This is a genomic window from Burkholderia sp. MS455 (assembly GCF_016899445.1).
In the GTDB taxonomy this organism is placed as follows: Bacteria; Pseudomonadota; Gammaproteobacteria; order Burkholderiales; family Burkholderiaceae; genus Burkholderia; species Burkholderia pyrrocinia_C.
Genome location: NZ_CP041779.1, coordinates 1,882,809 through 1,904,996 on the forward strand (window position 1 = coordinate 1,882,809; position 22,188 = coordinate 1,904,996).

The 22,188-nt window shown below is 67.7% G+C and carries 19 protein-coding genes; 11 read left to right on the forward strand and 8 right to left on the reverse strand.

Features of this window, described 5'->3' with window-relative positions; genetic code table 11:
* Positions 1-3 precede the first annotated feature (3 nt).
* The 3 genes from FPJ27_RS27780 to FPJ27_RS27790 all read right to left on the reverse strand — a co-directional run bounded on the left by FPJ27_RS27780 (position 4) and on the right by FPJ27_RS27790 (position 2,368).
* Positions 4-837: a universal stress protein gene (locus tag FPJ27_RS27780; RefSeq protein ID WP_204423378.1), complete on the reverse strand. Its 834-nt coding sequence runs from the start codon at positions 835-837 to the stop codon at positions 4-6.
* The gene (locus tag FPJ27_RS27785; RefSeq protein ID WP_072441161.1) at positions 834-1,337 is read right to left on the reverse strand and encodes a universal stress protein; all 504 of its coding nucleotides are present in this window, start codon (positions 1,335-1,337) and stop codon (positions 834-836) included. Before FPJ27_RS27785 ends, FPJ27_RS27780 begins: the two co-directional genes overlap by 4 nt.
* A gap of 191 nt (positions 1,338-1,528) precedes the next feature.
* On the reverse strand, positions 1,529-2,368 hold the full coding sequence (locus FPJ27_RS27790; protein WP_204423379.1) for a universal stress protein: 840 nt from the start codon (positions 2,366-2,368) through the stop codon (positions 1,529-1,531).
* A gap of 210 nt (positions 2,369-2,578) precedes the next feature.
* Here FPJ27_RS27790 and FPJ27_RS27795 point away from each other — a divergent pair, with 210 nt between their 5' ends.
* The 5 genes from FPJ27_RS27795 to FPJ27_RS27815 are packed head-to-tail and all read left to right on the forward strand — an operon-like array spanning position 2,579 to position 6,821.
* Complete coding sequence (locus tag FPJ27_RS27795) at positions 2,579-3,076, forward strand: hypothetical protein (protein WP_072441166.1); 498 nt, start codon at positions 2,579-2,581, stop codon at positions 3,074-3,076.
* Positions 3,066-3,812, forward strand: coding sequence for an acetoacetyl-CoA reductase (gene phbB, locus FPJ27_RS27800; protein ID WP_204423380.1), 747 nt, complete (start codon positions 3,066-3,068; stop codon positions 3,810-3,812). Before FPJ27_RS27795 ends, phbB begins: the two co-directional genes overlap by 11 nt.
* Entirely contained in the window at positions 3,809-5,623 is a 1,815-nt protein-coding gene (locus FPJ27_RS27805; RefSeq protein WP_204423381.1) for an alpha/beta fold hydrolase, read from the forward strand. The genes phbB and FPJ27_RS27805 overlap by 4 nt, the downstream gene beginning before the upstream one ends.
* The gene (locus FPJ27_RS27810) at positions 5,620-5,784 is read left to right on the forward strand and encodes a hypothetical protein (protein WP_177318398.1); all 165 of its coding nucleotides are present in this window, start codon (positions 5,620-5,622) and stop codon (positions 5,782-5,784) included. The genes FPJ27_RS27805 and FPJ27_RS27810 overlap by 4 nt, the downstream gene beginning before the upstream one ends.
* A complete protein-coding gene (locus tag FPJ27_RS27815; protein ID WP_072441170.1) occupies positions 5,781-6,821 on the forward strand; it encodes a zinc-dependent alcohol dehydrogenase family protein in 1,041 nt (346 codons plus the stop codon). The genes FPJ27_RS27810 and FPJ27_RS27815 overlap by 4 nt, the downstream gene beginning before the upstream one ends.
* Positions 6,822-6,902: 81 nt before the next feature.
* On the opposite strand, the gene FPJ27_RS27820 is transcribed toward FPJ27_RS27815, so the two are convergent.
* Entirely contained in the window at positions 6,903-8,306 is a 1,404-nt protein-coding gene (locus FPJ27_RS27820) for an MBL fold metallo-hydrolase (protein WP_204423382.1), read from the reverse strand.
* A 285-nt stretch (positions 8,307-8,591) separates the two neighbouring features.
* On the opposite strand from FPJ27_RS27820, the gene FPJ27_RS27825 reads away from it, so the two are divergent.
* Positions 8,592-9,113: a hypothetical protein gene (locus FPJ27_RS27825; protein ID WP_239483324.1), complete on the forward strand. Its 522-nt coding sequence runs from the start codon at positions 8,592-8,594 to the stop codon at positions 9,111-9,113.
* A gap of 40 nt (positions 9,114-9,153) precedes the next feature.
* Here the strand turns inward: FPJ27_RS27825 and FPJ27_RS27830 are convergent, their stop codons facing one another.
* The 4 genes from FPJ27_RS27830 to FPJ27_RS27845 are packed head-to-tail and all read right to left on the reverse strand — an operon-like array spanning position 9,154 to position 15,651.
* Positions 9,154-10,278 (reverse strand): ABC transporter permease, encoded by a 1,125-nt coding sequence (locus tag FPJ27_RS27830; RefSeq protein ID WP_204423383.1) that lies wholly within the window; start codon positions 10,276-10,278, stop codon positions 9,154-9,156.
* A 2-nt stretch (positions 10,279-10,280) separates the two neighbouring features.
* Positions 10,281-13,085 (reverse strand): ribosome-associated ATPase/putative transporter RbbA, encoded by a 2,805-nt coding sequence (gene rbbA / locus FPJ27_RS27835; protein ID WP_239483325.1) that lies wholly within the window; start codon positions 13,083-13,085, stop codon positions 10,281-10,283.
* Positions 13,082-14,155 (reverse strand): efflux RND transporter periplasmic adaptor subunit, encoded by a 1,074-nt coding sequence (locus FPJ27_RS27840; RefSeq protein WP_204423384.1) that lies wholly within the window; start codon positions 14,153-14,155, stop codon positions 13,082-13,084. The genes rbbA and FPJ27_RS27840 overlap by 4 nt, the downstream gene beginning before the upstream one ends.
* The gene (locus tag FPJ27_RS27845) at positions 14,152-15,651 is read right to left on the reverse strand and encodes an efflux transporter outer membrane subunit (protein WP_204423385.1); all 1,500 of its coding nucleotides are present in this window, start codon (positions 15,649-15,651) and stop codon (positions 14,152-14,154) included. Before FPJ27_RS27845 ends, FPJ27_RS27840 begins: the two co-directional genes overlap by 4 nt.
* Before the next feature lie 617 nt (positions 15,652-16,268).
* Here FPJ27_RS27845 and FPJ27_RS27850 point away from each other — a divergent pair.
* From FPJ27_RS27850 to FPJ27_RS27870, 5 genes are all read left to right on the forward strand, one after another.
* Positions 16,269-17,762 (forward strand): basic amino acid/polyamine antiporter, encoded by a 1,494-nt coding sequence (locus FPJ27_RS27850; protein ID WP_204423389.1) that lies wholly within the window; start codon positions 16,269-16,271, stop codon positions 17,760-17,762.
* Between the two features lie 137 nt (positions 17,763-17,899).
* Positions 17,900-19,123: an arginine deiminase gene (locus tag FPJ27_RS27855; RefSeq protein ID WP_204423391.1), complete on the forward strand. Its 1,224-nt coding sequence runs from the start codon at positions 17,900-17,902 to the stop codon at positions 19,121-19,123.
* 38 nt (positions 19,124-19,161) lie between these two features.
* Positions 19,162-20,163, forward strand: a complete 1,002-nt coding sequence (locus tag FPJ27_RS27860) for an ornithine carbamoyltransferase (protein WP_072441181.1) — start codon at positions 19,162-19,164, stop codon at positions 20,161-20,163.
* A gap of 14 nt (positions 20,164-20,177) precedes the next feature.
* The gene (locus tag FPJ27_RS27865) at positions 20,178-21,110 is read left to right on the forward strand and encodes a carbamate kinase (protein ID WP_204423395.1); all 933 of its coding nucleotides are present in this window, start codon (positions 20,178-20,180) and stop codon (positions 21,108-21,110) included.
* Between the two features lie 626 nt (positions 21,111-21,736).
* Positions 21,737-22,048 (forward strand): hypothetical protein, encoded by a 312-nt coding sequence (locus FPJ27_RS27870; RefSeq protein ID WP_204426366.1) that lies wholly within the window; start codon positions 21,737-21,739, stop codon positions 22,046-22,048.
* The last annotated feature ends 140 nt before the right edge of the window (positions 22,049-22,188 follow it).

Consider the following 22,188-nt stretch of genomic DNA (forward strand, 5'->3'; position numbering starts at 1 on the left):
TGCTCAGTGCGACAGCAGCACCGGCACCGTCATGGTTTCGAGGATCGTGCGCGTCGCGCCGCCGAGTACGCGCTCGTGCATCCGGGTATGGCTGTACAGGCCCATCACGATCAGGTCCGCGTGAAGGTCGGTGGCCCGGTTCAGCAGCGTCGCGCCGACGCCGACCGTGCCTGGGCGTGTCGTCGTCGAGAACGATGCGCGGATGCCGTGGCGCTCCAGGTATGCGGCGACGTCCACGCCTGCCGGCGTCTTGTCCGGATCGGGTTGCCCGTGGCTGACCGTCTCGACGTTGACGAAGCGCGCACGCGCGAGCAGCGGCAGCGCGTCGGCCATTGCGCGCGCGGCTTCGCGTCCGCCGTCCCAGCCGATCAGCACGTTCTCGCCGATCTTGCGCACGTCGCCCGCGTACGGCACGACGAGCGCCGGACGGCCGCTGCCCGTCACGACGTCCTCGATGAAATGGTGCGCGACGTGCGTCAGGCGGTCGTCCGGATCCTCCTGGCCGAGCACGAGCAGGTCGGCATGGCGCGCATGCAGGATCGCGGCGTCGGTCGCGGCGCCGGCGGGCGCCTGCCATTCGACGCTGCGCCCCGCGCGCTCGGCGGCTTCGAGGAATTTCTCCTCCGCGTCCTTGCGCCGCTGTTCGCACAGGCGCTCGTACTCCGCGAGCTTGAGCGGCTCGTCGGGCCGCCGCAACGGTTCGAAGAGATCCTGGCAGACCACGTACAGGCCGATCAGGTGCGCGTTCCAGCGTCCTGCGAGTTCGAGCGCCAGTTCGACGCGCGTCGCGCAACGATCGCTATCGTCGAGATGGACGAGCAGGGTCTTGTAGCTCATGACGGCTCCTTTTCGGTCGATGCGGCGGCGGGCGCCGCAGCGGGTACCGGCGCGCAACTCGCCGGAATCATCAGCACGGGGCACGCGGCCCGCCGCAGCAAGCGCTCGGCGACGCTGCCCAGGACGAGGCGGCTGAAGCCGCGCCGGCCGTGGGTGCCCATCACGATCAGGTCGGCGCCGGCTTCCTTCGCGACGATCAGGAGCCGCTGCGCGACGTCTTCGCCGCCCGGATCGACATTGGCGATCCGCGGCGTGCCGGTTACGCCGCGCGCAGCCATGCGCTTCGCCGCGTCGTCGGTGACGCGCAGCCCTTCCTCGCGGAACGCGTCGATCAGGATCGACGGATCGTAGCCGTACATGTCGTAGGCCGGCACCAGGAAGTCGACGACGTAGACCGGCGTGAGCCGCGCGCCCGATTCCGACGCAAGCGTCAGTGCGGCGTCGAGCGCGCGGGACGACGGTTCGCTGCCGTCGAGCGCGACCAGAATGTTCGAGTACATGGCGGTTCCCTCTGAACGCGTGTCAACGATTTCATCATCGGCGCACGCGCGCCGATCGCGCTGATCTGGATCAAGCGGCGCCGTCGCGTCGCAGCCGCCGCACCGCATCGCGTGCCGCAATCCACGCTGCGTCGGCCGGCTCGACGACGAGCAGCGCGAGCGTACGCATCGGCGCGCTCAGTGCGACATCCTCAGTGCGACATCAGTACCGGCAGCGTCATCGACGCCAGCACCGTGCGCGTGGCGCCGCCCATCAGCAGTTCGCGCCAGCGCGGATGGCCGTACGCGCCCATCACGAGCAGATCGCTGCCCGTTTCGTACGCGCGCGACAGCAGCGTGTCGCCGACGGACGTGCCGGGGCCGCTATCGATGTCGAGCACGTTGACGTCCGGCGCGTGGCGCGCAAGCATCAGCGCGGCATCCGCGGCCGGAATGCGGGTGGTCGCCGCTTCGGAATCGCCGTCGACCACCGCGACGACCGTCGTGCGTTTCGCGTGCTCGAGAAAGGGCAGCGCGTCGTGCGCGGCGCGCGTGGCCTCGCGGCTGCCGTCCCACGCCACCAGCGCGCGTTCGCCGAGCGACGGGAATTCCCCGGCATACGGCACGAACAGCACCGGACGCCCCGCCGACAGCACGAGCGTTTCCGGAAACTGGTCGTCGATATAGGTTTCGGGATCGTTCGGGTCGCTCTGGCCCGCGATCACGAGATCCGCGAGACGCGCGAGACGCGGCACCGCGACGTTGGCGCGCTCGTCGGCGCGAATCCAGGCCGACGATACGCCGGCCCGTGCCGTTTCGGCATGAAACAGGCGTTCGAGCGCGGCGAGACGCTCGTCGCGCTGGTCGCGCTGTTCGCGAAAGTAATCGGCGGAACCGGCCATCACGTAAAACGAAGTCGGCTCCGGTGTGTAGATCGCGAACACCCCGGTCAGGTGCGCCTTGAAGCGCCGCGCGAGACGCAACGCGAGCTCGAGGCGCGAATGCGCGCGAACGCTCGTATCGAGATGCACGACCATGCTCTTGTAGCTCATCGGGATCGCTCCATCGACGGTGTATCCGCCATTGCAATTCAGTCTACGAAGCGGGCTTCCCGCGCGCTTGACGCAGATCAACGGCTGCCGTGCCGCACAGCCGCACAGTGAGGCGGTCGCGGCCGGTACCGGGCAGGCGGCGCAAGACGGGTGCCGCCCGGGGTGCAGCCGGGGGGCCGACCCTTCGACCGAATCGACAGAGGGAAGACGATGACCACCGACGCTTTGACGACACCGAACGGCGCGTGCCGGGCAGCCTGCGACATCGCGCTGCGCCTGTTCGCGCTGAATCGCGACTGGCAGCACGAATGGCATGCGCTGACGGGACGGCGCATCGAGCGGGATCGCGACGCGGCGCGGCAGTTGCAGCAGGCGCTCGCGCAAACGCGCGAATGGACCGAGTTCGGCGCGGCGGCACAGCGCGTGATGCGCGATTATGCGATCGCGAGTGCCGCGATCTGGCAGGACGCCGTCGAATGGGGCATGCGCACGCAATACGAGGAGGCGGGGGTCTGGCGCACGTGGCTGCGCGAGTATGGCGCGGACATGCTGTCGCGCTACCAGACCGACTGGCTGCCCGACGTGAGCCGGCTGGCCGTGGTCAACGAAGCGAGCATGCCGTGGCACGAATGGATGGCGGCGTTCGGACGCGGCATGACGGACATGGCCGGCGCGAATGCGACGCAGGAGCACGATCATGTGCGCTGACCGTGTCGCATTCGTGACGGGCGGCACGGGCGGCCTGGGCGCCGCGATCAGCCGTCGTCTGCACGCCGCTGGCATGACCGTCGCCGTGTCGCACACGGAGCACAACGACCATATCGCGACCTGGCTGGTACAAGAACGCGAAGCAGGGCGCAGCTTCCATGCGTTCGAGGTCGACGTCGCCGACTACGACTCGTGCCAGCACTGCGCGGCGCGCGTGCTCGCGCAATTCGGACATGTCGACGTGCTCGTCAACAACGCCGGCATCACGCGCGACGCCAGCTTCGTGAAGATGACCAAGAGCATGTGGGACGCGGTGCTGCGCACCAATCTCGACAGCATGTTCAACATGACGAAGCCGTTCGTGCCCGGCATGATCGAAGCCGGCTTCGGCCGCATCGTCAACGTCGGCTCGGTGAACGGCTCGAGAGGCGCGTACGGGCAGGCCAACTATGCGGCCGCCAAGGCGGGCATTCACGGTTTCACGAAGGCACTCGCGCTCGAACTCGCGCGACACGGCGTGACGGTCAACACGGTGTCGCCGGGCTACCTCGCGACCGCGATGGTCGAGTCGGTGCCGAAGGACGTGCTCGACACGAAAATCCTGCCGCAGATTCCGCTGGGGCGCCTCGGCAACCCCGACGAAATCGCGGCGCTCGTCGCGTGGCTGTGCTCGGACACGGGCGCATTCGCGACCGGCGCGGAATTCGACGTCAACGGCGGCATGCACATGCGATGAATGATTCCGTCATCCACGTGCCGGTCACGCGCCGTCCGGCTGCCGACGCCGGTGAGCTCGCGCAGGCCCCGCGTCCGTGCGCGGGCGAGCGGCCCGACGTGTCGCCGGCTGAACAATGGGATCGCGCGGCGCGGGCGAGCCTGGCCGCGATGACACTCGGCTTGTCGCCGGTGTCGCTGGCGCTGGCCGTGATCGACTGGGGCGCGCATCTCGCCGTGTCGCCCGGAAAGTGTTTCGAACTCGCGTGGCAGGCATGGCGCGCGGCCGGTCCGTTGCCGGCGGCGAACGGCGCGTCCGACGACCCGGACGAAGCCGGGCTGACGGTGCATGCCGGGCAGGCCGATCCGCGTTTCGCCGCACCGGCATGGTCGAACTGGCCGTTTTGCGCGTATCGCGACGGCTTCCTGTCGATCCAGTACTGGTGGCACGATGCGACGCGCGGCGTGCGGGGCGTCGAGCGGCATCACGAGGCACTCGTCGGGTTCGCCGCGCGGCAATGGCTCGACGCATGCTCGCCGGGTAATTTCATCGCGACCAATCCGGTCGTGCTCGACGCGACGATACGCAGCGGCGGCGCCAATTTCGCGGCCGGTGCGCGGCACTGGCTGGACGATCTCGGCGCGCTGATCGATCGCGCCGGCGGCGCCCGTCCGCGCGATGGCCGGGCCTATCTGCCCGGGCGCGACGTCGCGATCACGCCGGGCCGGGTCGTATGGCGCAACGCACTGTGCGAATTGCTGCAGTACGAACCGACGACGGCCGGCGTCGCACGCGAGCCGATCCTGATCGTGCCGTCGTGGATCATGAAGTACTACATCCTCGACCTGCAGCCGCACAATTCGCTGATCCGCTTCCTGGTCGACGCGGGCTACACCGTGTTCGCGATCTCGTGGCGCAATCCGGGCGCGGAGTCGCGCGATCTCGGGCTCGACGATTACCTGCGCGACGGCTGCCTCGCCGCGCTCGACGCCGTTCGCGAGCGGTGCGGCGAAGCCGTCCACGCGGTCGGCTACTGCCTCGGCGGCACGCTGCTGGCCATCGGCGCGGCGGCGCTCGCGCGCGACGGGCGGCAGCACCACGCGTTGCGTTCCGTCTCGCTGCTCGCGGCCCAGACCGATTTCAGCGAACCCGGCGAACTCGGCCTGTTCGTCGACGCGAGCGAGCTGTCCGCGCTCGACGCGCTGATGTGGCGGCAAGGCTACCTGGACGGCTCGCAGATGTCCGCCGCGTTCGAGCTGCTGAATGCGCGCGACCTGATCTGGTCGCGCATGATGAGCGAGTATCTGCTCGGCAAGCGCACGAAGCCGAACGACCTGATGTCGTGGAATGCGGACGTCACGCGCATGCCGTACCGGATGCACACGGAATACCTGAAGCGGCTGTTCCTCGACAACGACCTCGCGGCAGGCCGCTATTGCGTCGACGGCCGGCCGGTCGCGCTGTCGGATATCGACGTGCCGATGTTCGTGGTCGGAACCGAGCGCGATCACGTGTCGCCGTGGCACTCCGTCTACAAGCTCCACCTGCTCACGCACAACGCGCTGACTTTCGTGCTGACCTCGGGCGGCCATAACGCAGGCATCGTGTCGGAACCCGGCCATCCGGGCCGCCACTATCGCCACGCCACCCGCGAACCGGGCGCGCCTTACCGCAGCCAGCACGACTTCGTGAACGAAACGCGCGCCGTCGACGGGTCGTGGTGGACGTGCTGGCGCGACTGGCTGCGCGCGCACGGGTCGGGCGACGTGCCGGCACGCACGCCGGACGCCGGCCTGGGGGCGGCGCCCGGCGCTTACGTGCTGGAAACATGAAGAACCTGACCGGCGGCGTTTTCGATCGCGCCGCTCGTCGTCGCGGCGGCATCGGGCCTGCGCATCGGCAGCGCTGCCGGCGCATGCGACGCCGGCCCGCAACGCGCACGCCGGGCCCGATCAACGAACGAACCTCCCTTTCGACGGAGATGACGCAATGAAAGCACTCGTATACCAGGGGCCGCGGCGCAAGGCGCTCGAACGGCGGCCGATGCCGGAGCTGCAGGCGCCGACCGACGCGATCGTCCGCGTGACGCGCACGACGATCTGCGGCACCGACCTGCACATCCTGAAGGGCGACGTGCCGTCGTGCGAACCCGGCCGCGTCCTCGGCCACGAGGGCGTCGGGATCGTCGAGCAGGTCGGCGCGGCGGTCGACTCGCTGCAGCCGGGCGATCACGTGCTGATCTCGTGCATCACATCGTGCGGCCGGTGCGAATACTGCCGGCGCGGCCTGTACTCGCATTGCACGACGGGCGGCTGGATCCTCGGCAACCGGATCGACGGCACGCAGGCCGAGTACGTGCGCATTCCGCACGCGCAGACCAGCCTGTACCGGCTTCCGCCCGGCGCGGACGAGGATGCGCTCGTGATGCTGTCCGACATCCTGCCCACCGGATTCGAATGCGGCGTGCTGAACGGCAAGGTGCAGCCGGGCTGTTCGGTCGCGATCGTCGGCGCGGGGCCGATCGGGCTCGCGGCGCTGCTGACCGCGCAGTTTTACTCGCCCGCGCAGATCATCATGATCGACCCGGACCGCAACCGGCTCGACGTCGCGCGGCGCTTCGGCGCGACCGACTGCTTCGACGGCGCCAATGGCGACCCTGTCGCGGACGTGATGAAGCTGACCGACGGCGTCGGCGTCGATTGCGCGATCGAGGCGGTCGGGATTCCGGCGACGTTCGAGATGTGCACGTCGCTCGTCGCGCCGGGCGGCGTCGTCGCGAACGTCGGCGTGCATGGCGTGAAGGCCGACCTGCATCTCGAGAAGCTGTGGGATCGCAACATCGCGATCACGACCCGGCTCGTCGATACGGTCAGCACGCCGATGCTGCTGAAGACCGTGCGCGCGGGGCGGCTCGATCCGAAGCGTTTGATCACGCACCGTTTTTCGCTCGACGACGTCGAGCGCGCGTACGACACGTTCGGCCGCGCCGCGGAAACGCATGCACTGAAAGTCATCATCGAAGTGGCGTGATGACGGCGCGCGGCGCGGCGGGAGCGGGCGCCCGTCGCGCAGGATGACGGGACACGTGCGGCATTCGTGTGCCGCACGTCGTCAGGATGACGGCGCCGCCGGTTCGCGCGTATCGTCGCGCTCAGCTTCGTCGAGATCGACGGTCTGCCCGTAGGTCGGCACCTCGCACGGCCAATGCAGGGTCTCGGCGATGCGCCGCCGCAGCGCATCGGCCGCCGCCGGCTCGCCGTGCGTGACGAAGGTCCGGAACGGCGCGCGTTGCATCGTGCCGAGCCATCGCAGGATTTCCTCGTAGTCGGCATGCGCGGACAGCGACGCGATCGACTCGACCCGCGCACGCACGCGCACGTACTCCCCGTGAATCTTCAGCGTCGGCTCATGAGCCGCCAGCGCCGCGCCGCGCGTGCCCGCGGCCTGGTAGCCCACCAGCGCGATCGTGTTGCGCGGATCGGGCGCATAGCGGCTCAGGTGATGCAGCACGCGCCCGCCCGTCGCCATGCCGCTTCCCGCAATGATGACCATCGGCCCCTGATGGTCGGCGATCGCCTTCGACTGGTCGACCGTGCGGATCATCGTCGCCGCGTGGCCGAGCGCGTTCGCTTCCGACAAGGTCAGCCGGTGCTCGAGGACGTGGTGGCGATAGATCTCCGTCACGTCCGTCGCCATCGGGCTGTCGAGAAACACCGGCACGCGCGCCATGCGGCCGGCCGCTTTCAGGCGCGCGATGTAGTGCAGGATCTCCTGCGCGCGGCCGACGGTGAAGCAGGGGATCACGACCACGCCGCCGCGCGAGAAGGTGTTTTCGAACAGTGCCGCCAGCTCGGTCTCGGGGTCCGATGCCGGATGCAGCCGGTCGCCGTACGTCGATTCGACGACCAGGTAATCCGCATGCGCCGGCGGCGTCGGCGGCTGCATGATCGGGTCGTGATAGCGGCCGAGATCGCCGGAGAACGCCAGTACCTTGTGATCCCAGTGCATGACGACGCTGGCCGCGCCGAGGATGTGACCGGCGGGCAGCAGCCGGAACGACAGGCTGCCGCCCAGTGCGACGCATTCGTCGAGTGCGGCGGGTTTCATCAGGTGCAGCGCGCGCTGCGCATCGTCGGTCGTATAGAGCGGCCGGGCCGGGTGGTGCTTCGAATAACCGTGCCGGTTCGCGAAATCGGCTTCTTCCTCCTGCAGCCGCGCGCTGTCGCGCAGCATGATGTCGCAGAGTTCGGCCGTGGCCTGCGTGCAGTACACCGGGCCGCGAAACCCGTCGCGCGCGAGCACCGGCAGGTAGCCGGTGTGGTCGAGATGCGCATGCGTGAGGACCACCGCATCCAGCGTGTCGGGCGCGACCGGCAGCGGGTTCCAGTTGCGCAGCCGCAGGTTCTTCGTGCCCTGGAACAGGCCGCAGTCGACCAGGATGCGCCGGTCGCGATGCTCGACCAGATACTTCGATCCGGTCACGGTTTCGGTCGCACCGAGAAAAGTCAGTTTCATGGCTTGCCCCGCCGGGAGTTGAGGAGTTCGGTGTTCCGATTACATCGCGTGTGCGTGCAATCGCTTTGACGGAAGTCAGGGATTGCCGTGTCCGCGTGCGAGGGAGCGCGCGACCGTGGCGATTCGACAGGAGAATGGCGGCGAGCGGCCGTCCGGCATGCGGGGCGCTCCGTTTCGCGGGCTTGATGTGTGTCAACCGCGCCCGTCGGCACCCACATACAGTCGACACCAAGGCTTGCGCACGTGGTGCGCGGAGCCGACCAGCGCGGCACGTTCGGAAGCCGGATGACCCAGCCGATGCCGCGCGTTTGCGTATGGAACTCACGGCGGTGCGAGGCGTTGGCGATGAAACGACGATGGTTGGCGATTAGCGTGCTGCTCGCGTTGAGCGCTTGCGCGGGAGAGGAGCATACCGCCGCATTCAGGAAGAAGGAAACGCAACTGCTCGAGACGCGCCAGACGGCATTGCTGCGGTGTGCGACGCAATCCGAATGCGACCGTGCGTGGAATCGCACCCGGGACTTCATCGAACGACATTCGTCGACCCGGATCACGCGATTCGGCTCGGACCTGATCGAAACCGCGCAGCCGAGTCTGGCCGGAAACGTCTATCTCTGGGCGTCCCGTACGGCATCGGCAGACGGGAGCTCGACGATCCGGCTCAAGGCGATGTGCAAAGGCATGTACGACAGCAATGGCGGCCCGGGCTGGCAATACGACGGTTGCGCGACGCAGATCCTCGAGATACAGGAAGGCTTCCGCTCGCTCCAGGATCCGTCGTCTGCACAGGGAACGCCTCCAAGATAGTGCGACAGCGCGCGCGGCGCAGTGCCGCTCGCCGGGTCGGTCACGTCATCTGGCCGATCGTCTTGCGGAACCGCATCAGCGACAGCAGGAACAGCGCGCATCCGATCGCGAACAGCACCGCGAACTGTAGCCATACCGCATCGAAGCCGGCGCCGCGATACAGGATGCGCTGCGCCAGCTCGACGAAATGGGTGGTCGGCGCGGCCAGCATGACGCCCTGCACGGCCAGCGGCATGCTTTCTCGCGGCGTCAGCCCGCCTGAGAGCAACTGCAGCGGCAGCAACACGAGCACGAGCAGCATCCCGAACTGCGGCATGCTGCGCACGAGCGTCGCGAGAAAGATCCCCATCGACGTCGTCGCGAACAGGTGCAACGCCATCCCGGCGACGAACAGCGGCACGGAGCCCGGAATCGGCACGTGCAATGCGCCGCCCACCACGAACGTCAGCGATGCGACGGCCGCCACCGTGACGACGAGCCCCATCGACCAGACCTTCGCGAGCATGATTTCCGCCGCGGTCACCGGCATGACCAGCAGATGCTCGATCGTGCCGTGCTCGCGCTCGCGGATCAGTGCCGCCCCGGTCAGGATCATCGACAGCATCGTCACGTTGTTGATCAGCTCCATCAGCGCGCCGAACCATACCTCGTCGAGATTCGGGTTGAAGCGCATCCGCATCGCGAGATCGACGGGCGGCCGCGGCGTGCCGCGATAGCGCCGCACGAACGCGTCGATCTCGCCGGACACGATCTGCTGGACGTAACCGCTGCCGGTGAATGCCTGGGTCATGCGCGTCGCATCGACGTTGAGCTGAATCGTCGCATGGCGGCCGGCCAGCACGTCGCGCTGGAAGTCCGGCGGAATATCTAGCGAGAACGTGTAGTCGCCGTTGTCGAGACCGCGATCGGCCGCGACGGCGTCGATTATCGGCGGCGCCGCGAACTGCGGCGGGAAGAACGCCGCGACGATGCGCGCCGACAGCGGCGACGCGTCCTCGTCGACGATCGCGATCGGCACTTTGTGCAGCGTTTCCGGGCGAGCGGTGGCGGCGACGTAGATCGACGCGCTGAACGTGTAGACGATGAGCGCGAGCAGGATCGGGTCGCGGGCGAGGCTCCAGAGTTCCTTGATGCCGAGCCGGTAAATGGCGAGCAGGCGAGACATGGTCAGCGCTCCTGTTTGCGCAGCAGGAGACCGGTCATGATCAGGATGACCGGTGCCGCCGCGAGCAGCGGCCAGAACTGTGACGACAGGTCGGCCAGCCCGAGCGCCTTGTTGTAGACGCCGCGGCTGATCGCGAGCATGTAGGTGGCCGGGTAGACCGTCCCGACCCACTTGCCGCTGCCTTCGAGCGACGACAGCGGCGTGAGCAGGCCCGAGAACTGCACGACGGGGATCAGCGTGCCGATGATCGTCATGAAGATCGCGGCGATCTGGCTGCGGGTGAACGTCGACGCGAACAGCCCGATGCCCGTGGCCACGACGTTGAATATCAGCACCGCGGCCGCCAGCGTCGCGAAACTTCCCTTGATCCGCACGCCGAATACGACGTCGGCCAGCACGACCATCAGCAGGAAATTCAGCATCGCCAGCATCACGTAGGGCGCCTGCTTGCCGAGCAGGAATTCCGCCCGCGTGACCGGCGTCACGTACAGGTTGACGATCGACCCGAGCTCCCGCTCCCGCACGACGGCGAGCGCCGTGAGCATCGCGGGCAGCATCAGCAGCAGCATCGGCATGATCGCCGGAATCATCGCCGGCAGGCTCTTGACGTCCGGGTTGTAGCGATAGCGGACGGCGACGTCGACCGCGGGGGTGAGCGACGCGCCGAGCCGGCGCTTCGCCTGATCGCGCAGCCAGTTCTCGTGCATGCCGGCGACATAGCCGCGGATCGTCTCCGCGCGCATCGGCATCGCACCGTCGACCCATGCGCCGATCTCGACGCGCCGGCCGCGCGCGACATCGCGTGCGAATCCGGGCGGGATCTCGATCGCGAGCGACAGGTGGCCGCCGCGCATGCGGCGATCGATGTCGCGATCGTCCACGAGCGGCGCGCGCGGCACGAAGTAGCGCGAGCCGGCGAGGTTCTGCGCATAGTCCTGGCTCAGGATCGACTGGTCGCGGTCGAGCACCGCGAACGTCAGGTTGTCGACGTCGAGACTGATGCCGATACTGATCACGCACATCAACACGAGCGAACCGAACAGCGCCAGCGTCGCGCGCAGCGGGTCGCGTCGCAGTTCAAGCACCTCGCGCCACAGATAACTGCCGGCGCGCGCCGGGCTGAACCACGCGGCCCCGTGGCTCGTGCCGGCCGCCTCGGGCGGCGCGGCAAGCCAGCCGGCGTCGGACGGTGCCTCCGTCAACGCGCCGTCCGCTTGCTGCGCATCGGTCAGGTATCCGATGAACGCCTCCTCGAGCGTGCCGGCGCCGCGCATGCGAACCAGTTCCGCGGGCGCGGCGCTCGCGAGCACGCGGCCCGCGTGCATCAGCGAGATGCGATCGCAGCGCTCGGCCTCGTTCATGAAGTGCGTCGAAATGAAGATCGTCACGCGATCGTGCCGCGCGAGCTCGATCATCAGTCGCCAGAAATCGTCCCGTGCGACGGGATCCACGCCCGACGTCGGCTCGTCGAGGATCAGCAATTCGGGCTTGTGCACCATCGCCACCGCGAGGGACAGCCGCTGCCGCATGCCGAGCGGCAGGCGCTCGGGCAGCGCGTCGAGCGCGTCGGCGAGCCCGAAGCGCTCGACCATTTCGGCAACCCGTCCGGATACCTCCGGCTCCGGTACGCCGAACAGGCGCGCATGCAGCACGAGGTTCTGCCGGACGGTCAGTTCGCCGTACAGCGAAAAACCTTGCGACATGTAGCCGACTCGCCGGCGGGTGTCGATGTCGTCCGCGGCGACCGGTCGACCGAATAGCGTCGCGGTGCCTTCGGATGCGGGGAGCAGCCCCGTGAGCATCTTCATGGTCGTCGATTTGCCGCAGCCGTTGGAGCCGAGAAAACCGAAGATTTCGCCCCGGCGGATCTGCAGGCTCACGTGATCGACCGCGACGAAATCGCCGAACCGCATCGTCAGCGCATCCGCCTCGATCGCATAACCGGCGGAAGCATCGGGCTGAAAAGGCTCGATCCGGATCGGCTGGTGCCCGCGCCGGCGCGCGTCCGGAAGCAACGCGACGAACGCGGCTTCCAGCGTGTCGCAACCGGTATGGGCGAGCAGTTCGCCGGGGCTGCCCGTCGCCAGCACGCGGCCGGCGTCCATCGCGATCAGCCAGTCGAAACGCCGGGCCTCGTCCATGTACGCGGTGGCGACCAGTACGCTCATCGCCGGGCGAGCGGCGCGAATGCGTCCGATCAGATCCCAGAACTGCGCGCGAGAGAGCGGATCCACGCCGGTCGTCGGCTCGTCGAGGATCAGCAGGTCGGGATCGTGGATCAACGCGCAGCACAGGCCGAGCTTCTGCTTCATGCCGCCGGACAGTTTGCCGGCGGGACGGTCGAGGAACGGGTGGAGGCCGGTGCTGCGCGTGAGCGCGTCGATCCGGCGGCGGCGCTCCGCCGCATCGTGGCCGAACAGTCTCGCGAAGAACTGCAGGTTTTCCTCGACCGACAGCGTCGCATACAGGTTCCGGCCCAGGCCTTGCGGCATGTACGCGATCCGCCGGCAGACGCGTTCGCGGTGGCGCCGTGACGACAGATCCCCGTCGAGGGTCCAGACCTGACCCTGCTGGACCTCGCGCGCGCCGGACGCGAGCGCGAGCAGGCTCGACTTGCCGACCCCGTCCGGCCCGATCAGCCCGACCATGCGGCCGGCCGGAATCTCGAGCGTCACATCGTCGAGCGCGTACTTGCCGCCGTATCGCAACGAGACGCCCGACAGGCGGACGACCGTGCCGGGTGCACCCGCAACAGGCGGGCCTTCGGTCGATCCGGCGTCGGCGCCGGCCGGCGACATCGATTTCATTGCGGCACCCTGATCGCGAGGCGCTCGGGCCACGCCATGTCCCGATCGACCTTCAGCCACGCGACACCCGGCAGCCCGGTCTTGACGAGCTTCAGATGGCGCTGCAGCAGATCGCGGTCGATGCGCGCCTTGACGCGAAACATCAGCTTCTGCCGCTCGGTGGCCGTCTCGACCGTCTTCGGCGTGAACTGCGCGGTGCTCGACACGTACGACACGCGTGCCGGAATCACGTATTCCGGCGCCGCGTCGAGCACGATCCGCACGTCGGCGCCGAGCGGCACTCGACCGACGACCGTTTCGGGCAGAAAGAACGTCATGTAGACGTCCGACAGGTCGACGACATTGAGCACCTTGCCGCCTGCCGGCAGCACCTCGCCCGATTCGGCCACGCGATACTGGACGCGCCCGTCGCGCGGCGACGTCAGATCGCTGTCCGAGATGTCGGCCTGCACGCGCGCGACGGTCGCCTGCGCGGCCGTCACGGCGGAGCGCGCCGCGACCAGCTGGGCCTTCGTGGCGTCGATCGCGGCCTGGGCGGCTTCCGCCTGCGCGCGCGCGGCGCTCACGGTTGCCCGCAGGCTGCCCGCGCGCGCGCGATCGTCGTCGAGCTCCTGCAGCGACGACGCCCCGTCGCGCGACAGCGTCTCGGAACGCGCGAGCCGCCGCGTCGCCGCATCGAGTTCGCTTTCCCGCTGCACGACGACAGCCGTCGCCGCGGCCTTGTCGCTGCGCCGCTGCGCGACCTGCGCGTCGATGCTCGCCGCGGTGTTCACCGCCTGCTGCTCCCTGGCGCGCGCTTCGTCGAGCTGCGCCTGCAGGACGACGACGTCCATGTGCGCGAGCGGCTGCCCGGCCTTCACGAAGTCGCCTTCGTCGACGAGCATCGCGGCGACGCGCCCCGGCAGCTTGGTCGCGACGTCGATCTCGGTCGCCTCGATCCGGCCGTTGCCGCTCACCAGGCCGGCATCCGCGTGTCCGTCACGCCAGCGTGTCCACCCGTAGTAGATCAGGCCGATCGCGAGCACGGCGGCGCCTGCACCGATCAGAAGAGGGCGCTTGATGGTTTTCATCGTCTGGAATCCGGATCGGTCGAAGTGTTGATCGGCGACGCGGCGGCCTCGTCGTCCTCGTGCGTTGCGCCGCCGAGCGCGCCGTACAGCGCGACGCGGCTCGACAGCAGCGCACGGCGCGCCATTACCCATTGCTGCTCGGCGTTCATCAGGTCCCGTTGCGCGTCGAGCACTTCGAGAAACCGTGTGGCACCGCTGTCGTAGCGCAGCTTCGCCAGGCGCGCCCGTTCGGTTTGGGAGGCCAGCGTGGCGCGCTCGATGCGTACCTGGTCGGCCAGCCAGTAGCGGGACGCGAGCGCGTCGGACACGTCGCGGAAGGCGCCTTGCAGCGTCTTTTCGTACTTCGCGAGCGCCTCGTCGCGCTGCGCATGCGCAAGGTCGAGATTCGAGCGATTTCGGCCGCCGTCGAAAAGCGGCAGCGTCACGGTGGGAACGATCGACCATACGCCGGCGCCGGACGACAGCAGATCATGCAGCGCGCTGCTGCCCGAGCCGATCGAGCTCGTCAATGCGATGCGGGGAAAGAATGCGGCGCGCGCCGCGCCGATGTTCGCGCGCGTCGCCTGCAATTCGTGCTCGGCTGCAATCACGTCCGGACGGTTGGCGAGCAGCGAGGAGGGCAGGCCGGGGGCGAGCGACGGCGTCACGGCGCCGTCGTCGAGCGCGAGCGGCGCGTCGGGCAGATCCGGCGGCCCGCCGACGAGCAACGCCAGCGCATCGGCAGCCGACGCGCGTGCCTGCTGCAACTGGACCCCAAGGGATTCCGCCTGTTGCAGCAGGATCTCCGATTGCGTCAGGTCCAGTCGCGAGATCGCGCCGGCCGCATGACGAAGCCGGAAAATCCGCAGCGATTCGCGCCGCGAGTCGATCGTCGCGCGGGTCAGCGCGATGCGTTCGTCGAGCTCGCACAGGGTCAGGTACCCGTCCGCGACCGCGGTGATCACGCTCAGCGTCGCGGCTCGCCGGGCCGCATCGCTCGCCAGGTAACGCTGGAGCGCCGCGTCTTTCAGGTTGCGCACACGGCCCCAGAAATCGATCTCCCATTGCGTCTCGGCCAGCCGAACCTCGTAGACCTGGCCGATCATGGGCGTCGGGGACAGGAAGCCGCCCGGTGTACGAAACCGTGCGTAGGCCGCGCCCGCATCGATCGACGGCCACTGGTCCGAGCGGCGGATGCCATAAACGGCGCGTGCCTGCTCGACGCGCGCGACGGCCGCGCGCAGATCGCGATTGTCGGTGAGCGCCCGCGCGATCAACGCGCGAAGCCGCGCATCGACGAAGTACTGCTGCCACGCCGGCACCTGAGCCGCGGCCAGGGCGTTGGCGTTGACGGAAGGATCCGGAAATGCGGCAGGGATCGGCGCGGCGGGACGCTCGTCGGGCGGCGCAAGCGACAGGCATCCCGAAAGCAGTCCCGCGCCCGTTGTCATCGCAACGAAACGCACGCACCGCGCAACGGCGATGTGGAAGTCAGCGGGAAGCGCGATGGCGCGCATGGAATGCCTCGGTAAATACGGGAACATGGGATGGCGCCGCCTCATGGCGTCGCCGCTTCGGGTTCACTTATATCCGACGAGTGCGGTTCCCCCCCTTGATCTGTGTCACTTCGGCGGAGATGCGTTTCGAGCGGTGCTTCGCTTGACATCTGCGCCAAGCATGTATCAAACCCACGGGTTGCGTCGTACGCCGGGCTTGAGCAAGCCGCCGGGGGGGAGAAGTGCAAAGCGTCGACGCCTGCGCCAATCCACCGCCGACCGCTTGCAGGCTCCCCGCTCTTCTCTGTTGCAGCACGCTGGTTTCCGCTTGACATGAGTCAACCGATACCGGCGATTCGGTACCTACTATCGTCATTGGAATCGACGGGCGCCACGATCCGATCGCGCGATATCCGGTTTTCTTCGATCCGAACCACATCGATCGATATAAGCAGGACTCCAATTTTTCCCGATTGGACCACGGTTTGTTACCGACGCGTTTCCCGCTCGCATTGACGAAAAACGCATCGGCCGGTTGCGCTGCCGGCAGCCGGGAAGAGTGCCCGTCACGGTGCGACGTCGCAGCGATCCAGTCGCATGCCGTGGCCAGGCCAAGTCAACGCATTCGGAGAACTGGTATGAGCCAACCTGTAGTCGAAAAACCGCCGGTCGACGGCAAGCAGCCGTCGAAGCCGGCGGCAGGCGGCCCGGAAACGCGCAAGCTCGGCCTGCTGCTGCTGAGCGGCATCGTCGTCGGCTCGATGATCGGCGGCGGTGCTTTCAACCTGCCACAGAACATGGCAGCGGGCGCCGGCCTGGGCGCCATTGCGATCGCATGGGCCATCACGCTCGTCGGCATGTTCTTCATGGCCAACGCGTTCCGCACGCTGGCGGACCAGCGTCCCGACCTGACCGCCGGTATCTATTCCTATGCACGGGAAGGTTTCGGCAAGTTCGCCGGCTTCGAGATGGCGTGGGGGTATTGGCTCAGTTCCGCATTCGGCAACGTAGCGTTCGCGGTGCTGATCATGCAGACGCTGGGATATTTCTTTCCGGTGCTCGACGGCAAGAACTGGCAGTCGATCGTGGGCGGTTCGCTGTTGATCTGGGTATTGCACTTCATGGTGCTCTCCGGCGTGAAGCGGGTGGCGATCCTCAACACGATGGCGAGCGTCGTCAACATCGTTACGCTGTCGATCGCGATCGTCGTGATCGCGCTGTTCTTCCAGAAAGGGCACTTCACGTTCGACGTCTGGGGGCAGCAGCAACACCTGGGCGGCACGCTCGCGCAGATCAAGAGCACGATGCTGGTCACGCTGTGGGTGTTCATCGGCATCGAGGGCGCCGTGGTCGTGTCCGATCGCGCGCGCAACCAGCACGAGGTGGGTACCGCGACGTTCATCGGGCTCGCGGTCTGCACGACGCTCTACTTCCTGCTTTCGGCGCTGCCGTTCGGCGTCATGTCCCAGCACCAGTTGGCCGGCCTGCAGAATCCGTCCTCCGCGTATGTGCTGGAGCAGCTCGTCGGGCACTGGGGCGCGATCTTCATCGTCGTCGCGTTGCTGTTTTCGGTACTGAGCTGTTGGCTCGCCTGGACGGTGCTCGTCGCCGAACTGCCTTATGCGGCTGCCAAGGACAACATTTTCCCGCGCTTTCTGTCCCGCGAGAACCGGCATCACGCTGCCGCGCCGTCGTTATGGCTGTCGAGCGCGGTGATGCAGGTCATGATGTTCGTCGTGCTGTTCGCGCATGACGCGTGGATATGGCTCATCAGCGTGGCCGGGGTCATGATCCTGCCGCCGTATCTCGCGAGCACCGGCTTTCTGTGGAAGTGCGCCACGCAAAAGAGCTTTCACGAGCGGGCGGGCGAGGGCAAGCGCGCGTCGATCTGGACCGGCGTGCTGGGAACCGTCTATGCGGCCTGGCTGCTTTATGCGGCCGGCCCGACCTATCTGCTGATGTCCACCATTTTCTTCGTCGTCGGCATCCCGGTGTTCTGGTATGCGCAGCGCGAGAAGGACCCGCAGTCGAACGTCTTTACCGCTCGCGAACGCGTCGCGGCCGCCGTGCTGCTTGCGGTCGCGGCGAGCGCGGTCGTGCTGTTCGCGAAGGGCATCGTGTCGGTCGGCTGACGCGCGCGCCCGCCGGCTTCCGGGTTTCGACAGCGTGATCCGGAACCTCGACGGCGGGCATGGACGCGACGGCCGCAGGCGACTCCCGACCGCCGTCGCGATCGAACCACTACTTCAGGATCAAGGACAATCAAACCATGACATTGGGCGTTCACTCCGAAGCCGGCAAGCTGCGCACCGTGATGGTGTGCGCGCCGGGCCTTGCTCATCGGCGGCTCACGCCGGCCAACTGCGGCGCCTTGCTGTTCGACGACGTGCTGTGGGTCGACAAGGCGATCGAGGATCACCAGACCTTCGTGCGCGTGCTGCGCGAACGGGACGTGGAAGTGCTGGAATTCCAGCACCTGCTGGCCGAAGTCTGCCTCGATACCAACGCGCGAGACTGGATCCTCGATCGCCGCATCACCGAGGAGGAGGTCGGCACCGGCATGTTGCGCGAGCTGCGGTTGTGGCTCGAATCGATGCCGGCGCAGCGGCTTGCCGAGGTACTGATCGGCGGCGTCGCGAAATCGGAGCTGCCGTTCGACGCGCGCGGCCTGTTCGGCGGCTATCTGGAGCGGTCCGACTTCGTGATTCCGCCGCTCGTGAACCTGATCTTTCAGCGCGATCCGAGCGCCTGGATCTACGGCGGCGTGACGTTGCATCCGATGTTCTGGCCGGCGCGACGCAAGGAAACGCTGCTGCTCGCCGCGGTCTATGCATTCCATCCGCGTTTTGCAGGCCAGGTTCGCACCTGGTGGGGCAATCCCGACGTCGACCACGGCGCCCAGACGCTCGAGGGCGGCGACGTGATGGCGATCGGTAACGGCGTGGTGCTGATCGGCATGGGCGAGCGTTCGAGCCCGCAAGCCGTGACGCAGGTGGCGCGCGCGCTGTTCGCCGGCCACGGCGCGAAGCGCGTGATCGCCTGCCAGTTGCCGAAGTCGCGCGCGTCGATGCATCTGGACACGGTGTTCTCCTTCCTCGACGCGGACTTCGTCAGCATTTATCCGGACGTGGCCGACGAGATCCGCTGCACGAGCCTGTACCCGGGCGACGCGCTCGGGCAGGTGCGCTACGAGCGCCACGACGGCCGGTTCCTGGAAGTCGTGGCCAATGCGCTCGGCGTCGGCTCGCTGCGCGTGCTGACGACGGGGGGAGACCGCTACGAGAGCGAACGCGAGCAATGGGACGACGGCAATAACGTGCTCGCGCTGGATCGCCGCGTCGTGCTCGCCTACGACCGCAACACCTACACGAATCGCAAGATGCGCCAGGCCGGCGTCGAAGTCATCGAGCTGCCGGGCGGCGAACTCGGCCGCGGGCGCGGCGGCAGCCATTGCCTCAGTTGCCCGGTGGCGCGCGATCCGATCGCGCTCTGACCGCGCATTCGACCGATATCGACAGACGGAATCTCACCATGTTCAACGTACACAACCGCAGCTACCTGACGCTGATCGACTACACGCCGCGCCAGATCCGCTATCTCCTCGACCTGTCCCGCGACCTGAAGCGGGCAAAATATGCGGGCACCGAGCAGCCGCGCCTGACCGGCAAGAACATCGCGCTGATCTTCGAGAAGACCTCCACGCGCACGCGCTGCGCGTTCGAGGTCGCCGCGCACGACCAGGGCGCGCACGTCACCTATATCGACCCGACCGGCTCGCAGATCGGCCACAAGGAATCGATGAAGGACACGGCGCGCGTGCTGGGCCGCATGTACGATGCGATCGAGTATCGGGGCTTCGGCCAGGCCATCGTCGAGGAACTCGCGCAGTATGCGGGCGTGCCGGTCTACAACGGGCTGACCGACGAATTCCATCCGACCCAGATGCTGGCCGACGTGCTGACCATGCACGAACACAGCGACAAGCCGCTGCACGAGATCGCGTATTGCTATATCGGCGACGCGCACAACAATACCGGCAATTCGCTGATGATCGTCGGCGCGAAGCTCGGCATGGACGTGCGTCTGTGCGCGCCGCGGCATCTGTGGCCGCACGACGAGCTGATCGCGCAATGCCGCGAGATCGCCGCGAAAACCGGTGCGCGACTCACGCTGACCGAGCAGCCCGCGGAGGCCGTGAAGGGCGCGGACTTCATTTATACGGACGTGTGGGTGTCGATGGGCGAGCCCGAGGAGGCCTGGGTCGAACGCATCCGCACGCTGCTGCCCTACCAGGTGAACGCCGCGCTCCTGGCGGCAACCGGCAACCCGCGCGCGAAGTTCATGCATTGCCTGCCGGCTTTTCATGACGCTCATACGGTAGTGGGCAAGCAGCTCGCGGATCGCTTCGGATTGACCGACGGCGTGGAGGTCACCGACGAGGTATTCGAGTCGGACGCGTCCATCGTCTTCGAGCAGGCCGAGAACCGGCTGCATACGATCAAGGCGGTGCTGGTCGCGACGCTGGCGAGCTAGGGGAGGGTGAACCGATGCGTATCGTGGTCGCTCTGGGTGGCAACGCGCTGCTGCGACGCGGCGAGGCAATGACCGCCGCCGCACAACAGGAAAACGTGAGACTGGCCGCCGCCCAGCTCGCGGGCATCGCGCACGGCAACGAACTCGTGATCGTGCACGGCAACGGCCCGCAGGTCGGCATGCTCGCGGCATTGTCCGGGCAGGTGCCGGTTGCCGAACGTTTCCCGCTCGACGTGCTCGACGCCGAGACCGAAGGCATGATCGGTTACCTGATCGAACTCGAGTTGCGCAACCGGCTGTCCGCATCGCGCCCGTGCGCGACGCTGCTGACGATGGTCGAGGTCAGTGCGGCCGATGCCGCGTTCGACCGGCCCGACAAACCGGTCGGCCCGGTGCTGACGCAGACGGCTGCGACCGAAGCGGCGCGTTCGAACGGGTGGACGATCGTCGCCGACGGCAGCGGTTATCGTCGTGCCGTGCCGAGCCCTCGGCCGCTGCGCTTTCTGGAGATCGAACCGGTGCGCGCGCTGCTAGCGACCCAGGCTATCGTGATATGTGCGGGGGGAGGCGGCATTCCCGTCATGAAAGCGGACGACGGTCGGCACCGGGGAATCGAGGCGGTGATCGACAAGGACCGCAGTGCGGCGCTCCTCGCGCGCGAACTCGACGCGGACCTGTTCGTGATCGCAACCGACGTGGCTGGCGTCTACCTCGACTGGGGCACGCCCGACGCACGCCTGGTCCGGCGCACGTCGCCGGAAGCGCTCGCGGCGCTGCAGTTCGCGGCCGGATCCATGGGGCCGAAGGTCGAGGCAGCCTGCGACTTTGCGCGGACAACCGGGCGACGCGCGGCAATCGGCGCGCTCCCGGATATCGCGCGGCTCGTCGACGACACGGCGGGTACATCGGTCCTGGTCAGTCAGGCAAGCATGTTCGTGGAGCGATGAGGCCTCGCGCGACGCTGGTTGCCAAGGTGCGGCTCCGAGCATTGCTGACGACGGAGTGAAGAACCGGCTCGCCGATTCCGTCGGGCGCGTATCGTGAAGCATCCGAACACCGGACGCGCGTTCATTCGATCGCACGGACAAATGCCTGCATCAGGTGAAGTTCGTCCGTGCTTCATCGTGACGCCCTGACGTTCGTGCGGATCCATTCCTGCGTGTCGGCCGAAGATTCAGTTGCCCGTCTCACGCGCACCGAGCGGGCCGGCGTGCGCTTGAGCGCCCCGGCCCGCCTGGTGCCGCCGGAGCGGAGCGGTTGCGACGCAGCGGTCGGTGAGGGTTGCTGCGTCGCGGCTCCCGCGGCACTCCGGCCTGTCCGGTTTCACGGTGAAAGCGTGCGATCCGCTGCTTGACCACGGTCGACGCGAACCGCCGGTTCGTCACGCGACCGGCGCCGGTTGTCGGGCGGCGTCGGCGATGTCCGTCGGTTGACGCACATCAACGAGGCTGTGCCGCCGCCGGGGAAGATGGACGTACGAGTACGAAATCAAGTATTGCGAGCGCACCACACTGATGAACCGGCTCTGGCCATCAATCGGCGCAATCAACAGGAGCGGAACATGGGAATCTGGATGCAAATCGCCTACTTCGGCTTTGCCGGGTCGACTCAGCTGGAGGCGGAAGCTAGCATCCAGCTGATGCGTCTCGAGCCGTTCGGTACGCAACTGGCCGGCTGCCATCTCGCGATCGAGGCCATGGGTGCGTCGACTCGACAGCCGAAGTATGACGTGCGACTCGATCTGATCACGCGCAACGGGGAATTCCGTCCGGTTCCGCATATGACGGGCGTGGACCCCATGGACGCGCTGGAGCGGGCATTCGACCTTGCCGAGCGGCAACTCGCCACGACCGCGGCCACTGGAACCCATGAGAACCCGCTCTGACACGTCCTGCCCATCGAGCGGGATTCGCCATGGCCCGCTGCGCCGGCCCGCCGCGGTTCACAGCAGTTCCCGGCGGTTCGCGACGCGTGTGCCGGTCCGCCGCAGCAAGGGAGACGGTGCGGTCGGCAGCCCTGGTCCGG

Excerpts from the sequence above, each read along its gene's own strand:
- FPJ27_RS27815 (WP_072441170.1), top strand. The coding sequence starts at position 5,781 with ATGAAAGCACTCGTATACCAGGGGCCGCGGCGCAAGGCGCTCGAACGG.
- FPJ27_RS27805 (WP_204423381.1), top strand. The coding sequence starts at position 3,809 with ATGAATGATTCCGTCATCCACGTGCCGGTCACGCGCCGTCCGGCTGCC.
- FPJ27_RS27850 (WP_204423389.1), top strand. The coding sequence starts at position 16,269 with ATGAGCCAACCTGTAGTCGAAAAACCGCCGGTCGACGGCAAGCAGCCG.
- FPJ27_RS27785 (WP_072441161.1), bottom strand. The coding sequence starts at position 1,337 with ATGTACTCGAACATTCTGGTCGCGCTCGACGGCAGCGAACCGTCGTCC.
- phbB (WP_204423380.1), top strand. The coding sequence starts at position 3,066 with ATGTGCGCTGACCGTGTCGCATTCGTGACGGGCGGCACGGGCGGCCTG.
- FPJ27_RS27870 (WP_204426366.1), top strand. The coding sequence starts at position 21,737 with ATGCAAATCGCCTACTTCGGCTTTGCCGGGTCGACTCAGCTGGAGGCG.
- FPJ27_RS27855 (WP_204423391.1), top strand. The coding sequence starts at position 17,900 with ATGACATTGGGCGTTCACTCCGAAGCCGGCAAGCTGCGCACCGTGATG.
- FPJ27_RS27795 (WP_072441166.1), top strand. The coding sequence starts at position 2,579 with ATGACCACCGACGCTTTGACGACACCGAACGGCGCGTGCCGGGCAGCC.
- FPJ27_RS27810 (WP_177318398.1), top strand. The coding sequence starts at position 5,620 with ATGAAGAACCTGACCGGCGGCGTTTTCGATCGCGCCGCTCGTCGTCGC.
- FPJ27_RS27825 (WP_239483324.1), top strand. The coding sequence starts at position 8,592 with ATGACCCAGCCGATGCCGCGCGTTTGCGTATGGAACTCACGGCGGTGC.
- FPJ27_RS27860 (WP_072441181.1), top strand. The coding sequence starts at position 19,162 with ATGTTCAACGTACACAACCGCAGCTACCTGACGCTGATCGACTACACG.
- FPJ27_RS27865 (WP_204423395.1), top strand. The coding sequence starts at position 20,178 with ATGCGTATCGTGGTCGCTCTGGGTGGCAACGCGCTGCTGCGACGCGGC.
- FPJ27_RS27830 (WP_204423383.1), bottom strand. The coding sequence starts at position 10,278 with ATGTCTCGCCTGCTCGCCATTTACCGGCTCGGCATCAAGGAACTCTGG.
- FPJ27_RS27780 (WP_204423378.1), bottom strand. The coding sequence starts at position 837 with ATGAGCTACAAGACCCTGCTCGTCCATCTCGACGATAGCGATCGTTGC.
- FPJ27_RS27845 (WP_204423385.1), bottom strand. The coding sequence starts at position 15,651 with ATGCGCGCCATCGCGCTTCCCGCTGACTTCCACATCGCCGTTGCGCGG.
- FPJ27_RS27790 (WP_204423379.1), bottom strand. The coding sequence starts at position 2,368 with ATGAGCTACAAGAGCATGGTCGTGCATCTCGATACGAGCGTTCGCGCG.
- rbbA (WP_239483325.1), bottom strand. The coding sequence starts at position 13,085 with ATGAAATCGATGTCGCCGGCCGGCGCCGACGCCGGATCGACCGAAGGC.
- FPJ27_RS27840 (WP_204423384.1), bottom strand. The coding sequence starts at position 14,155 with ATGAAAACCATCAAGCGCCCTCTTCTGATCGGTGCAGGCGCCGCCGTG.
- FPJ27_RS27820 (WP_204423382.1), bottom strand. The coding sequence starts at position 8,306 with ATGAAACTGACTTTTCTCGGTGCGACCGAAACCGTGACCGGATCGAAG.